The 13,821-nt window shown below is 71.5% G+C and carries 9 protein-coding genes and 1 pseudogene; 7 read left to right on the top strand and 3 right to left on the bottom strand.

Annotated features, from left to right (window positions below):
- Positions 1–287 precede the first annotated feature (287 nt).
- From MMR14E_RS29335 to MMR14E_RS20745, 7 genes and pseudogenes are all read left to right on the top strand, one after another.
- Positions 288–671 (top strand): annotated as a pseudogene (locus MMR14E_RS29335) (PRC-barrel domain-containing protein); the annotation flags it as partial.
- Between the two features lie 349 nt (positions 672–1,020).
- Positions 1,021–2,397, top strand: a complete 1,377-nt coding sequence (locus MMR14E_RS20770; RefSeq protein ID WP_331316904.1) for an MFS transporter — start codon at positions 1,021–1,023, stop codon at positions 2,395–2,397.
- Positions 2,398–2,601: 204 nt separating this feature from the next.
- Positions 2,602–4,371 (top strand): ABC transporter ATP-binding protein, encoded by a 1,770-nt coding sequence (locus MMR14E_RS20765; RefSeq protein ID WP_331316903.1) that lies wholly within the window; start codon positions 2,602–2,604, stop codon positions 4,369–4,371.
- Between the two features lie 249 nt (positions 4,372–4,620).
- Positions 4,621–5,550: a glutaminase gene (locus tag MMR14E_RS20760; protein WP_331316902.1), complete on the top strand. Its 930-nt coding sequence runs from the start codon at positions 4,621–4,623 to the stop codon at positions 5,548–5,550.
- 101 nt (positions 5,551–5,651) lie between these two features.
- A complete protein-coding gene (locus MMR14E_RS20755) occupies positions 5,652–7,061 on the top strand; it encodes an MFS transporter (protein WP_331316900.1) in 1,410 nt (469 codons plus the stop codon).
- Between the two features lie 76 nt (positions 7,062–7,137).
- On the top strand, positions 7,138–7,689 hold the full coding sequence (locus MMR14E_RS20750; protein WP_331316899.1) for a Uma2 family endonuclease: 552 nt from the start codon (positions 7,138–7,140) through the stop codon (positions 7,687–7,689).
- A 52-nt stretch (positions 7,690–7,741) separates the two neighbouring features.
- Entirely contained in the window at positions 7,742–8,755 is a 1,014-nt protein-coding gene (locus MMR14E_RS20745; RefSeq protein WP_331316898.1) for an adenosine kinase, read from the top strand.
- A gap of 52 nt (positions 8,756–8,807) precedes the next feature.
- On the opposite strand, the gene MMR14E_RS20740 is transcribed toward MMR14E_RS20745, so the two are convergent.
- The 3 genes from MMR14E_RS20740 to MMR14E_RS20730 all read right to left on the bottom strand — a co-directional run bounded on the left by MMR14E_RS20740 (position 8,808) and on the right by MMR14E_RS20730 (position 13,793).
- Entirely contained in the window at positions 8,808–10,490 is a 1,683-nt protein-coding gene (locus tag MMR14E_RS20740) for a methyl-accepting chemotaxis protein (protein ID WP_331318588.1), read from the bottom strand.
- A gap of 188 nt (positions 10,491–10,678) precedes the next feature.
- Positions 10,679–11,650, bottom strand: coding sequence for an NADPH:quinone oxidoreductase family protein (locus MMR14E_RS20735; RefSeq protein WP_331316897.1), 972 nt, complete (start codon positions 11,648–11,650; stop codon positions 10,679–10,681).
- Between the two features lie 55 nt (positions 11,651–11,705).
- Positions 11,706–13,793: an ATP-binding protein gene (locus tag MMR14E_RS20730; RefSeq protein WP_331316895.1), complete on the bottom strand. Its 2,088-nt coding sequence runs from the start codon at positions 13,791–13,793 to the stop codon at positions 11,706–11,708.
- Positions 13,794–13,821 lie beyond the last annotated feature (28 nt).

Genomic DNA, 13,821 nt, shown 5'->3' with positions numbered 1-13,821 from the left:
TACGCTGGGGTTGCGGCGAAAACCAGACAGCACCACGGGACGCCGGGGGATGACCTCCGGACGCCCTCCGCCGCCCGGTAGCGCCCGGCCGACATGCGCGGCCCGAGCCTTGCTGACGGGCCGACGGGGTCCATAACTTCGCCCAGGTCCTGCGGCACGACGCCATCCGCAGGCGGGGTCCTGCCGGCGGCGGACCCGGAACCGGCCGAAAGCGGTCGTGGACGCGCCGGAGCGCCGGTGTGGCCCGGCCATTCCTCAGAGGACGAAGCGTGTTCAGAACCAACCGGATGATCGCGGCCGTGACGCTCGCCCTCTGGGCGTCGGGGACCGCGGCGCAGGCCCAGGCGAGCGGCAGCGAGGGGCCTGCCGGTCAGGCCGCGCCGCAGACTCCGGCCACGCCGCAATCCGCACCTCCGGCCCAGACACCGATCCAGACACCGGCCCCACCGCCACCCGCGGCGACACCGGCCGCCCCGCCATCCAGTCCGCCGGCTGCCGCGGGCGCGCCGCCCGCCCCGGCCCAGGCGCAGCAGCAGGGAACGCCGGCCACCGTCCTCGACACCCAGGATTACGAGAGCCTGCTCGGCCGCAGCGTGCGCAGCGCCGGCGGCGACGAGCTGGGACGCGTGATCGACATCATCATCGACAAGGAGGGCCATCCCCGCGCCGCGATCATCGATTTCGGCGGCTTCCTCGGTGTCGGCACCCGCAAGATCGCGGTGGATTGGCGCGCCCTGCGCTTCACGCCGGACGGCGGGAAGGAGCGCAAGCTGTCGGTCGCGCTGACCCGCAACCAAGTCCGCGTGTCACCGGAATACAAGGCCGGCGAGCCGATCGTGGTCCTGGGGCCCGCCAGCCCGGCCGCGCCCCCGCCCGAGGGCGAGCAGGCGGCCGCGCCCGCGGCGACCCGACAGCACCGGCCTCCCCCACGCCGGGCAACGCCGCTCCGACCGCCGCGGCACCGGCCGCCGCCCCGCCGGCGACCGTGCCCGCCCTGCCCCCGGAGAAGGCACCGGATAAGTGACGGTGGCCCGGTTGAAGGTCAGAACCGCCGCCGCCTCCCGCGAGCGCGACGTGCCCCGGCAGGACATCCGCTCCCGTCCGACCCGCCTGAAGGATCAGGCGGCCGAGGCCGCGCGTCCGCCGGCCGCATCGGCGGCCCACGGCGAGCGCGCGATCTCGTCGGCGAGCCGCTACGGCCTCGATGCCTTCGCGTTCTTCGTCGCCAACCTGCAGACCGGGTTCGGGCCGTTCCTGGCGGTCTACTTCTCACAGGCCAAGTGGACCCAGTCCGACATCGGCTTCGCCCTCACGGTCGGCAGCCTCGTGGCGCTCCTCGGCCAGGTGCCGGGCGGCGCCTTCGTCGACGTCGTGCGCTCGAAGCGCTTCGCCGCCGCCGTGGCGGTGATCGGGATCGCCGGCAGCGCCTTCGCGCTGGCGGTCTGGCCGAGCTTCCTGGTCGTGCTGCTGGCGATGGCGCTTCACTCGGCCGCGAGCTGCGTGCTGACGCCGGCCATCGCGGCGATCAGCATCGGCCTGGTCGGGCGCGCCCGGGCCGGCGAGCGCCTCGGCCGCAACGCGAGCTTCGCGGCCCTCGGCAATGCCCTGGGCGCGGCCGGGATGGGCGCGATCGGCTACTACCTGTCCAACGGCGCCGTCTTCTACCTCACCGCGGCACTCGGGATCCCGACGGTGATCGCGCTGGCGCGCATCCGCGCCCAGGACATCGATCCCGGCGTGTTCAAGGAGCCGGCCGCGGCCCAGACGGCGCCAGCCCCGACGGGGCCCGCATCCGGCCAGGACGGCATCCGCGCCCTCCTGACCAACCGCGGCCTGCTCTGCTTCGCGGCCTGCATGGTGCTGTTCTTCCTCGCCAACGCCGCGATGCTGCCCCTCGTCGGCAGCGTCCTGACCCTGCGGGCGAGCGAGACCGCGACCGCGCTGGTCGCCGCCTGCATCATGGTCCCGCAGGCCGTCCTGGCGGTCAGTGCCCCGGCGGTCGGCCGGGCCGCCGAGCGCTTCGGCCGCTACCCGGTCCTGCTGTTCGGCTTCGGCGCGCTGCCGGTCCGCGGCCTGATGCTCGCCTACACGACCAACCCGTACGGCCTCGTCGCCATCCAGGTCCTCGACGGCATCTCGGCCTCGGTGCTCGGCGTGATGGTGCCGCTGATCGTGTCGGACCTCACCCGCGGCACCGGGCGCTTCAACCTCGCCCTCGGCGCGGTCGGGACCGCCATGGGCATCGGCGCCGCCCTCTCGACGTCCCTCGCCGGCATCATGGCCGACCACCTCGGCAGCCACAGCGCCTTCCTGGGCCTCGCGGTCGTCGGCTTCGCGGCCTTCATGCTGGTAGCGCTGATCATGCCGGAGACGCGCCAGACGGAGCGCGCGGCCTGAACGGTCACGGCATCGGATTCGCTTGGGTGTTTCCACGCCGCTCAAGCGGCGTTCAGGTTCTGCGGATAAAAGCGCAACGAAGGTGCGAGCCGGTGAAACATATGGCAACGCTCTCGCGTTGCCGCTGCGGGTCAGACTGCGCCCGCGCTGCACTCCGCCTCAGCCCGTAAGCCAAAGCCGCGCGAATACGGAATGGTCACCGCGATGGAAGAGCTGCACCGATACGCCGACAGGCCCTTCGCCTTCGTCGGGCGGTATCTCCGGCGCCGCTGGCTGCCGCACCTGGTCATCCTGATCTCGGTGCTCGGCGCCGTCGGCTTCTCGGTGTCCACCGACTACGCGCTCAAGGGCGTGGTCGACGCGCTGACGAAGGGCCCCGGCCCGGGCAACACCGTGATCTGGGGGGCGCTGGCGGTCCTGATCGCCTTCATCGCCGCCGACAACATGCTCTGGCGCGTGGCCGCGCTGACCGGCGCCTTCACCTTCGTGGGCATCACGGGCGACATCCGGCGCGACCTGTTCCGGCACCTGACCGGCCACTCCCCGACCTTCTTCTCCGACCGCCAGCCGGGCACCCTGGCGTCGCGGATCACGGCGACCTCGAACGCGATCTTCACGGTCGAGAATATGTTCGTGTTCAACGTGATGCCGCCGACGGTCGCGGCCTTCGGGTCGATCGCCTACATCGCCACCGTCAACCTCACCATGGCGGGCATCCTGGCGGGCGTATTCGCCGCCGTCGTCGTGCTGATGTTCAAGATGGCCGCGGCCGGCAAGCCGTTGCACCACGACTTCGCCGCCAAGGCCGCCACCGTCGACGGCGAGATGGTCGACCTCGTGGGGAACATGTCGCTCGTGCGCGCCTTCTCGGCGTTCAAGCGGGAGGGGAAGCGCTTCGAGGGGACCATCGCCACCGAGATGCGGGCCCGCCGCTCGTCCCTGCTCTATCTCGAGAAGCTGCGCATCGTGCACGCGGTGCTCACCGTGCTGGCCGTGTTCGGCCTGCTCTACTGGGCGATCCAGATGTGGGAGGCCGGCCAGGCGACGAACGGTCAGGTGGTCCTGGTCTGCACGCTCGGCATCCGCATCCTCGCCGCCACCCGCGACCTCGCGGTGGCGCTGGTCGACGCGACCCAGCACACCGCGCGCCTGTCCGAGGCGCTGCACACCCTGCTTCAGCCCCACGACCTCGTGGACCATCCGGAGGCGCAGCCGCTCAGCGGTCAGGGCGCCAAGATCGAGTTCGAGCACGTCGCGTTCAACTATCCGGACGGGCGGCCCGTCTTCACCGACTTCGATCTCGTCATCGAGCCCGGCCAGCGCGTCGGCCTCGTCGGCAAGTCGGGCGGCGGCAAGTCGACCCTGTTCTCGCTGATCCAGCGTTTCTACGACGTGCAGAGCGGCGCGATCCGCATCAACGGGCAGAACATCGAGCGCGTCACGCAGGAATCCCTGCGCGAGGCGATCACGGTCGTGCCGCAGGACGTCTCGATGTTCCACCGCTCGCTGCGCGAGAACATCCGCTACGGCCGGCCCGAGGCGACCGACGACGAGGTCTGGCAGGCAGCCGAGGCGGCGCACTGCACCGACTTCATCAAGGCCCTGCCGGAGGGTTTCGATACGATCGTGGGCGACCGCGGCGTGAAGCTCTCGGGCGGTCAGCGTCAGCGCATCGCCATCGCCCGGGCGATCCTGAAGAACTCGCCGATCCTGCTGCTCGACGAGGCGACCTCCGCACTGGACGCCGAATCCGAGCAGGCGATCCGCCACGCCCTCGCGAACCTGATGAAGGGCCGGACCGTCATCGCGATCGCGCACCGTCTCTCGACGCTGCAGGATTTCGACCGGATCGTCGTGCTCGACGGCGGCCGCATCGCGCAGGACGGCTCGCCCGACAAGCTGACCCATCTCGACGGCTTCTTCCGGGAGCTCATGAAGAAGGAATCGATGGCGATGGCGCTCGCCGCCGCGTGACGCCTCGACCTCTAGCTCGCGCCCTGTCCTCGCAAGCGGAGCGAAGCGACCCAGGGCAGCGCGACACCGCCGAACGCGGCGCCGCTGGATCGCTTCGCTCCGCTCGCGAGGACGGCGGGGTATGGCTCCGTTCGGTTCCCACGCCCGCCCGGCACTGCTAGATCACCGCTCGGCCGGACCGGACCTTGCATCGCCCGAGACGTCGCGAACCGGCCCGGTTCCGACGCAACGCGACGCCCGAGCCCGACCGTGCCCGACCTTGCCCACGTCATCCGGGAGATCTCCGAGGAGATGGCCCAGCGCCCCGACCGGGGCGCGGTCGCGGACTACATCCCGGAGCTCGCCCGGGTCGATCCCGACCAGTTCGGCTTGGCGGTGATCGACGCCGAGGGGCAGGTCTTCGCCGGCGGCGACAGCGAGACGCCGTTCTCGATCCAGAGCGTGTCGAAGGTGTTCACGCTCACCCTCGCCCTCGGCATGGTCGGCGACCGGCTGTGGAAGCGGGTCGGCCGCGAGCCCTCGGGCAACCCGTTCAACTCCATCGTCCAGCTGGAGCGGGAGCGCGGCGTGCCGCGCAATCCGTTCATCAACGCGGGCGCGATCGCGGTCACCGATGTGATCCTCTCGGGTCACGAGCCCCGCGAGGCGCTGGGCGAGATCCTGCGCTTCATGCAGTTCCTGGCCCAGGATCCCAGCATCGCCATCGATGAGAGGGTGGCGGCCTCGGAGAAGCGCACGGGCTTCCGCAACACCGCGCTCGCCAACTACATGAAATCGTTCGGCGTCCTCGACAATCCGGTCGACTACACGCTCGGCGTCTACTTCCACCACTGCGCCATCGCGATGAACTGCCGGCAGCTTGCGCAGGCCGGCCGGTTCCTGGCGCATAACGGCATCAACCCGTCGACAGGCCACTCGGTCGTGTCGGCGGAGCGCGCGCGCCGCATCAACGCGATCATGCTGACCTGCGGCCACTACGACGGGTCGGGCGAGTTCGCCTACCGGGTCGGCCTGCCGGGCAAGAGCGGGGTTGGCGGCAGCATCCTGGCGATCGCGCCGGGCAAGGCCTCGATCGCCGTCTGGTCGCCCGGCCTCGACGCGGCGGGCAATTCTCACCTCGGCCGCATCGCCCTGGAGCGGCTGACGCAGCGCATGGGCTGGTCCGTCTTCGGCGCCTGACGGCACCCCCGCGCGGCCGGCGTCGCGCCCCCTTGCGCGCTGCCCGCTTCCGCGGCACTGCGCCGGCGGGGCGCCGCGGCGCCGAGACGAGGCTCACCGGCATGGCGACGCGTACGGCAGTCCGGGCTTTCGACGCGGGTCTCGATCCCGGCGCCCTCCTGGCCCGTCTCGACCGGCTCCCGGCGACGCCGACGGTCTGGCGCCTCGTGATGCTGCTCGGGCTCGGCTTCTTCTTCGAGCTCTACGACCTGCTGTTCACCGGCTACGTCGCGCCGGGGCTCGTCAAGGCCGGGATCCTGACGCCGACGACTCCGGGCCTGTTCGGTGCCAGCGGCGTCGCGAGCTTCGTGGCCGCCCTCTTCACAGGCCTGTTCATCGGCACCATCGCCTGCGGCTGGCTCGCCGACCGGTTCGGCCGGCGGGCGATCTTCACGTGGTCGCTCCTGTCCTACACCGCCGCCAACGTGGTGATGGCCTGCCAGAGCGACGCCTTCGGCCTCAACCTCTGGCGCCTGATCGCGGGGATCGGCCTCGGCCTGGAGATGGTGACGATCGGCAGCTACCTCTCCGAGCTGGTGCCGAAGGCGATCCGGGGCCGGGCCTTCGCCCTGTGCCAGGGCATCGGCTTCACCGCCGTGCCGGTCGTGGCGTTCCTGTCCTACCTGCTGATCCCGACGGCCCCCCTCGGCATCGACGGGTGGCGCTGGGTGGTTCTGATCGGCGCCTCGGCGGCGATCGTGGTCTGGTGGATGCGGGCGGGCCTGCCGGAGAGCCCGCGCTGGCTCGTCGAGCGCGGCCGTCTGGCGGAGGCCGAGGCGGTCCTGCGGCGGCTGGAAGCGCGGATCGCGGCCGAGCATGGGCGGCCGCTTCCCGCTCCGGCCGCGCCGGAGCCGGTGCAGCCGCGCGGCGCGTTCCGCGACATGTGGGTCCAGCCCTACCGGCGCCGCGCCCTGATGATGGCGGGGTTCAACGTCTTCCAGACGGTGGGCTTCTACGGCTTCGCCAACTGGGTGCCGACACTCCTGGTGGCCCAGGGCATCACGGTGACGTCGAGCCTCGCCTACACGGCGCTGATCGCGCTCGCCGCCCCGGTCGGGCCCCTGATCGGCCTCGCCATCGCCGACCGGTTCGAGCGCAAGCACGTCATCGTGGCCGCCGCCCTCGTCTACATCGGCTGCGGCTTGGCCTTCGCGCAGACGCGGGACGTCACCGTCATCGTGGCGCTCGGCATCGGCCTGACGCTGGCCTCGAACGTGATGTCGTACAGCTTCCACGCCTATCAGGCCGAGCTGTTTCCCACGGGCATCCGGGCACGCGCGGTCGGCTTCGTCTATTCCTGGAGCCGCTTCTCGGCGATCTTCACCGGCTTCGTCATCGCGTTCGTGCTGCGGGAGGCCGGGACGCCGGGCGTGTTCCTGTTCATCTCGGCGGCGATGCTGGCCGCGGGCCTGCTCGTCGGGCTGCTGGGTCCCCGGACGCGGGACGTCGCGCTGGAGAAGATCGCGGGGTGAGGCCCGTGAGGAGCACGGCTCCCGGCAAGCCGAATCCGTGCTAACCTCGGGCATGGTCGCTCAGCCGAGATCCCGGATGACGGTCGACGAGTTTCTCGCCTGGGCCGAGGGGCAGCCGGGGCGCTTCGAGCTGGTCGATGGCGAGGTGTTCGCGATGTCACCGGAGCGGGCCGGACATGCGTTGGTCAAGTTCGCAGCACAGACTGCCCTGAATCGTGCGATCAGAGCCTCCGGTGTCGTCTGTCACATGATGCCCGACGGCATGACGGTCCGCATCGACAGCACGACGACGTTCGAACCGGATGCACTGGTCTATTCTGGGCCCCGGATGGATCTCGATGCCGTCGAAGTGCCGGATCCCGTCATTGTCGTCGAGGTTCAGTCGCCGGGCACACGCGCGGTGGACTCGGGCCTGAAACTGACCCGCTACTTCGGTCTGGAGAGCGTCATCCACTATCTGATCGTGGATCCGGTGAAGCGTCTCGTCATCCATCACCGCCGCGCTCAGGGCGGCCTGATCGAGACCCGCATCGCGACCCGGGAGACGCTGGACCTGACGCCGCCCGGCCTGCGCCTGCCCGTGCCCGAGCTGTTCGCCGACCTCGCGCCCGCCGACGACGGCGCTTGATCCGATCCGAGGCGGATGCCACAGCGGCGCGAACGCGAATCAGGACGCCCGTATGACTGCACCCCTCGATCTCCTCGTGCTCGGCAACGCCATCGTCGACGTGATCGCTCGCACGGACGACGCCTTCCTGTCGGCGCAGGGCGTCACCAAGGGCGCGATGCAACTCATCGACGAGCCGCGGGCCGAGGCGCTGTTCCAGGCGATGGGACCGGCGACGATCGTGTCGGGCGGCTCGGGCGCCAACACCGCGGTCGGCGCGGCGCTCCTCGGGGCAAGGACCGGCTTCGTCGGAAAGGTCCGGAACGACGAGCTCGGCGGCCTGTTCAGCCACGATCTCAAGGCGACCGGCATCGACTTCGCCGTCCCGGCCGCCGCCGAGGGTCCGGCGACCGCCCGGTGCTTCGTGCTCGTGACGCCGGACGGCGAGCGCACGATGAACACCTATCTCGGCGCCTGCCAGGGCCTGTCACCCGACGATGTCGACAAGACGCTCGTGAGCTCGGCCCGCGTCGTCTATCTCGAGGGCTACCTCTGGGATCCGCCGGCCGCCAAGGACGCGTTCCGCAAGGCGGCGCAGCTCGCCCATCAGGCGGGCAACGCCGTCGCCCTCACCCTCTCGGACGCGTTCTGCGTGGGCCGCTACCGCGACGAGTTCCTCGGCCTCGTGCGTGACGGCAGCATCGACATCCTGTTCGCCAACATGGCCGAGCTGCAGAGCCTCTACGAGACCGAGGATCCCGAGGCCGCCGTGGCGGCCCTGCGCGACGAGCGCAACGCCCGCGGCCGCCATCTGCTCGGCCTCGTCACGCGCTCGGCCGACGGCGCCCTGGTGGTTCAGGGCGGCGAGGTCCGGGCCGTCGAGGCGAGCCCGGTCCAGACCGTCGTCGACACGACCGGCGCGGGCGACCTGTTCGCGGCCGGCTTCCTCGCCGGCCACGCCCGCGGCCTCGACAACGTCGCCAGCGCCCGCCTGGGCACGCTCGCGGCGGCCGAGGTCATCCAGCACATCGGCGCCCGCCCGCAGGCGGATCTGGTCGGCCTGGCCAGGGCGCGCGGGCTCCTCTGAGCCGGCGCCGCGGGCGCGGTCGGAGGGTTTCGTCCGCGACCGTCCCGCGCGCTCAGGCGGCGCGGACGGTCGCGAGGAAGCGCGTCACCTCGTCCCTGAGATGCCCGGACCGGAGCGACAGCTCCGAGGCTGCCGTGAGAACCTGATCGGCCGCCGCGCCGGCCCCCTTCGCCGCGTCGGCGACGCCCGCGATGGTGCTGGTGACGTCAGCCGCCCCCTGGGCGGCCTGGGAGACGTTGCGGACGATCTCCTGCGTCGCGGCGCCCTGCTGCTCCACGGCGCTGGCGATCCGCGTCGCCACCGCGCTGAGTTCCTGGACCCGACCGCCGATGCGCCCGATCGCCGAGACGGCGTCGCCGGTGGAAGCCTGGATCCGGGCGACGTGGGCGCCGATCTCGTGGGTTGCCCGCGCGGTCTGGCCGGCCAGCTCCTTCACCTCAGCGGCCACGACGGCGAAGCCGCGGCCGGCGGCGCCCGCCCGGGCCGCTTCGATCGTGGCGTTCAGCGCCAGGAGGTTCGTCTGCTCGGCGATGGTCGAGATCATGCCCACGACGTGCCCGATCTGGACCGCCGCCCCGTTCAGATCCTGAACCAAATGAGCGCTCGCCTCCGCGTCCGCGACCGCCGACTGCGTCAGTGCCGTCGAGCCCGCGACCTGGCGGCTGATCTCTTGGACGGAGGCGCCGAGTTCCTCGGCCGCCGCCGCCGCGACGTTGACGTTGCCGACCGCGAGTTCGGCCGCGCTCGCCACCCGGCCCGAGCGATCGGCGGCGTCGGCGGCCGCTTCGTTCATGGTCGAGGCCGTGTCCTGCAGCGCGGCGACGGCGGTCGAGACCGTGCCGATGATGCCGCCGACCGTGCCCTCGAAGGCGTCGGCGATCTCGTGCATGCCGCTCCGCCGCCGCGCCTCGGCCGTGGCGCGGGCCTGCGCGGCGTCGTGCTCGAGCGCCCGCGCCCGGATCAGGCCGTCCTTGAAGACCTGCACGGAGGCGGCCATGACGCCGATCTCGTCCGTCCGCCCGGAGCCGCTGACGGCCACGTCAAGATCGTCGGCCGCGAGCCGGCCCATGATCTCGGCCAGGGATCGGATCGGACGGGCGACCCGGCGCCAGACCCACCAGACCGCCGCGCCGGTCATGATCAATCCGATGACGGAGAGCGCCACGGTGACGGACCACGCCGTCCGGAACGCATCCTCGGAGCGGCGGACCGAGACGTCCATACCCTCGGCAGTGAGGTGGCCCAGATCCGCCAGAGCCTCGAAGGCGGCGACCAGCGGTGCGCGGGCCGGCGCGATGGCGTCGCGGGCCGCGTTCCGGTCGCCGCGTCTCAGCGGGGCGAGGATCGCCTCCCGCGCCACGCGATAGGCCTTCCACCGACCTTCGAACGCGTCCCAGAGCGCGCGCTCCCGGGGGGTGATCATGCCCGCGCGGTAGCTCTGGAAGGCATCCGGGATGGTCCCATCCATCTCGACGAACTCGGCCTCAAGGTCCCGGTTCTCGCCGGCGTCGGTGGCCACCACCTGGCGGATCGTCGTGGTGTGGTACCGCAGCATCAGGAATCGAATCGTGTGAAGCGCGTTGTCCTTGCGTCCCCAGACGTCGCGGGTGTCCACGGCGGCGCCGTTGATGGCCTGTATCTGCATCAAGCCGACGATCGAGCTTGCCAGGAAAAGCAGAAGACCGATGATCGAAGGGAGTATCAGCTTCGATACGACACTTCTTCGAAGATTCATCTCGGGCACCACGGATGACGACTCGACCGCATCGAGGCGCATGAAGATGAATGTCGGACCGATCCGCAACATCTACTTCGGAAACGACCTGCGCCGGAGATCAGCGCGGAGCGCATGGCTCGCCGCCCGCCGTGGCCGTGTGGCGGTTCAGGCGCGGCTTCCCGGGAAGGCGGGCGGCCGCGGCCCGGTCAAGGTCGCAGCAGCACCTTGCCCACGGCGGCACGGCGGGTCAGGAGGCCGAAGGCCTCGGAAAATTGCGCCAGCGGGTAGACTCCGTGGACCTGCGCGGTGAGCTTGCCCTCGGCGACCCAGCCGAGGAGCCGGCGCTGATCGGCCCGGTGCGCCTCGGGCTCCCGATCCAGGAAGGCGCCCCAGTGGACGCCCTGCACGTCGAGTTCCTTCAGGAGCATCAGGTTCAGCGGCAGCCGCGGGATGGCGCCGGCGGCGAAGCCGATCACGAGGAAGCGCCCGCGCCAGCCGAGCGCCCGCAGGGCCGGCTCCGCGTAGGCGTCGCCGACCGCGTCGTAGACGACGTCGATCCCGCCGCCCGAGATCCGGCGCAGCTCGTCCTTGAGCGTTGCCGGGTCGTAGACCACGCCCGCCTCGGCGCCGTGGGCGCGGGCCGCCGCGAGCTTCTCCTCCGAGGAGGCGCAGGCGATCACCCGCGCGCCCATCAGCCGGCCGAGCTCGACGGCGGCGAGGCCGACGCCCCCGGACGCACCGAGGACCGCCAGCCACTCGCCGGGCCGCAGGCGGGCGCGGTTCGCCAGGGCGTGCAGCGAGGTGCCGTAGGTGATGGTCAGCCCGGCCGCCTGCTCGTCCGGCACGGCGTCCGGCACCGGCGTGAGCCGGGCGGCGTCGAGGGCGATCAGCTCCGCGCAGCAGCCGTGCCCGGCATGGACGATCACCCGGTCGCCCACGACCACGCCCGAGGCCCCCTCACCGAGCGCCTCGACCACGCCCACCCCTTCGCCGCCCGGCGAGAATGGGAGGGTCGGCTTCACCTGGTAGCGCCCGGCGGTGATCAGCGTGTCGAAGAAGTTCAGGGCCGCCAGCCGCATCCGCACCAGCGCCTGCCCGGGACCCGGCACCGGGTCGGGGCGTTCGACGATCTCGAGATGCTCCGGCCCGTCGAGCTTCGTGCACAGCAGCGCCCGCATGGCGTCCCTCCTTCCCGGCGTTTCCCGGCCGATCAGGCCCGAACCGGACGTGCGGTCAAGCCGTTCCGATCATCTCGCGGATCCGGGCTCCCAGCACCTCCACCACGAACGGCTTGGTGATGACCTGCATCCCGGCATCGAGGGGCCCGTTGCCGAAGACCGCGCTCTCCGCGTAGCCGGTGACGAACAGGACCTTCAGGCCGGGACGCGTGATCCGGCCGGCCTCGGCCATCTGGCGCCCGTTCATGCCCCCCGGCAATCCGATGTCGGACACCAGCAGGTCGATCCGCACGTCGGACTGCAGCACCTTCAGGCCGGCCGCGCTGTCGGCAGCCTCGATCGCCGTGTAGCCGAGTTCCTCCAGCACCTCGGTGACCAGCATGCGGACGGTCGGCTCGTCGTCGACCACCAGCACGGTCTCCCCCGGCGCGGCCCGCGGCGGCGCGCCGACAGCGGGGTGCGCGTCCTCCTCGGCCACCGGGCCGCGGTGGCGGGGCAGGTACAGGCACACCGTCGTGCCCTTGCCCAGCTCGGAGTGGATCCGCACCTGACCGGCCGATTGCTGCGCGAAGCCGTAGATCATCGACAGGCCGAGGCCGGTGCCCTGCCCCAGAGGCTTCGTGGTGAAGAACGGCTCGAACACCTTGCCGACGATCTCCGGCGGCATGCCGATGCCGGTGTCGGTGACGCACAGCGACAGGTACTGGCCCGGCGGCATGTCGTGGCGCCGGGCGGCGCGCTCGTCGAGCCAGGCATTGGCGGTCTCGATGGTGATCCGGCCGCCCTCCGGCATCGCGTCCCGGGCGTTGATGCACAGGTTGAGGAGCGCGTTCTCGAGCTGCGGCGGATCGACCAGGGCCGGCCACAGGCCGGGGGGCGCCACGACCTCGACCACCACGGCGGGTCCCACGGTGCGGCGGATCAGGTCCTCCATGCCGGCCACCAGCCGGTTCACGTCGGTGGGCTTCGGGTCGAGGGTCTGGCGACGCGAGAAGGCGAGCAGACGGTGGGTCAGCGCCGCGGCCCGCTTCGATGCCCCCTGCGCAGCGTTGATGTAGCGGTCGACGTCCATGACGCGGCCCTGGCCGAGCCGGGTCTGGATCAGCTCCAGCGACCCGGAGATGCCGGCGAGCAGGTTGTTGAAGTCGTGGGCGATGCCGCCGGTCAGCTGACCGACCGCCTCCATCTTCTGCGACTGGCGCAGGGCCTCCTCGGCGGCGGCCAGGGCGTCGGCGCGCTCGCGCTCCGCGGTGAAATCGCGCCCGACCGCGTTGATGAACCCCTCCCCCGGCCGGGCCGCCCAGCTGATCCAGCGATAGCCGCCGTCCCGGTGGCGGTAGCGGTTGTCGAAGCGCGCGAGACTCGACCCCGCGGAGAGCTGGCGCGCGCCCTCGACGGTGCGGTCGAGATCGTCCGGATGGACGAAGGCGATGAGTTTCGTTCCGATCAACTCGTCCGGGCGCCAGCCCAGCACCTCGGTCCAGGCCGGGTTCACCGCGGTGATCGTCCCGTCGTACAGGCAGCGCAGCATCATGTCGGACGAGAGCGTCCACAGGGCGTTGCGGTCGGCCGTGCGCTCCTCGACCTGCTGCGCCAAGGTGGCGTTCAGGTCGCGCAGCTCCGCGAGCGCCGCCTCGAGCCGGCCCTGGCTCTCCTTGAGGGCGGCGTCTGCCAGGACCCGGCCGGTGGTCTCGTTGGTGAGGATGAACAGGCCGGCGACCCGGCCCTCGGCATCGAGCACCCGCGAGTACGAGAAGGTCCACCACGTCTCGCGCGCGCCCCGATCGGTGTCGAGCTTCCACGGCAGGTCGACGAAGCGTTCCGGACGGCCCGTCATCGCGGCGTCGATGATCGGCTTGGCCTGATCCCAGGCATCCGCCCAGACCACGTCGAACCGCTCGCCCATCGCCCAGGGCAACCGCGGACCCAGGAGCGGAAAATAGGTGTCGTTGAAGAAGAAGTGGAGGTCGGGCCCCCAGGCCAGGATCATCGATTCCGGCGAGTTGAGGACGAGCGACAGGGCCGCGCGGAACTCCGCCGGCCACGTCTCCGGAGACCCGAGAGGATGGCCGGACCAGTCGCGCGCGCGGATCATCCGCGCGGCCTCGCCGCCGCCGGAGAGGAAGGAGAGGGGGTCGGTCACGGGCTCTGAGCAGTGCAGGTCATGGGCG

Origin of the sequence: Methylobacterium mesophilicum (genome assembly GCF_036441335.1) — a bacterium.
Classification (GTDB): Bacteria; Pseudomonadota; Alphaproteobacteria; order Rhizobiales; family Beijerinckiaceae; genus Methylobacterium; species Methylobacterium mesophilicum_B.
This window is presented reverse-complemented; position numbering and strand designations above follow the sequence as displayed.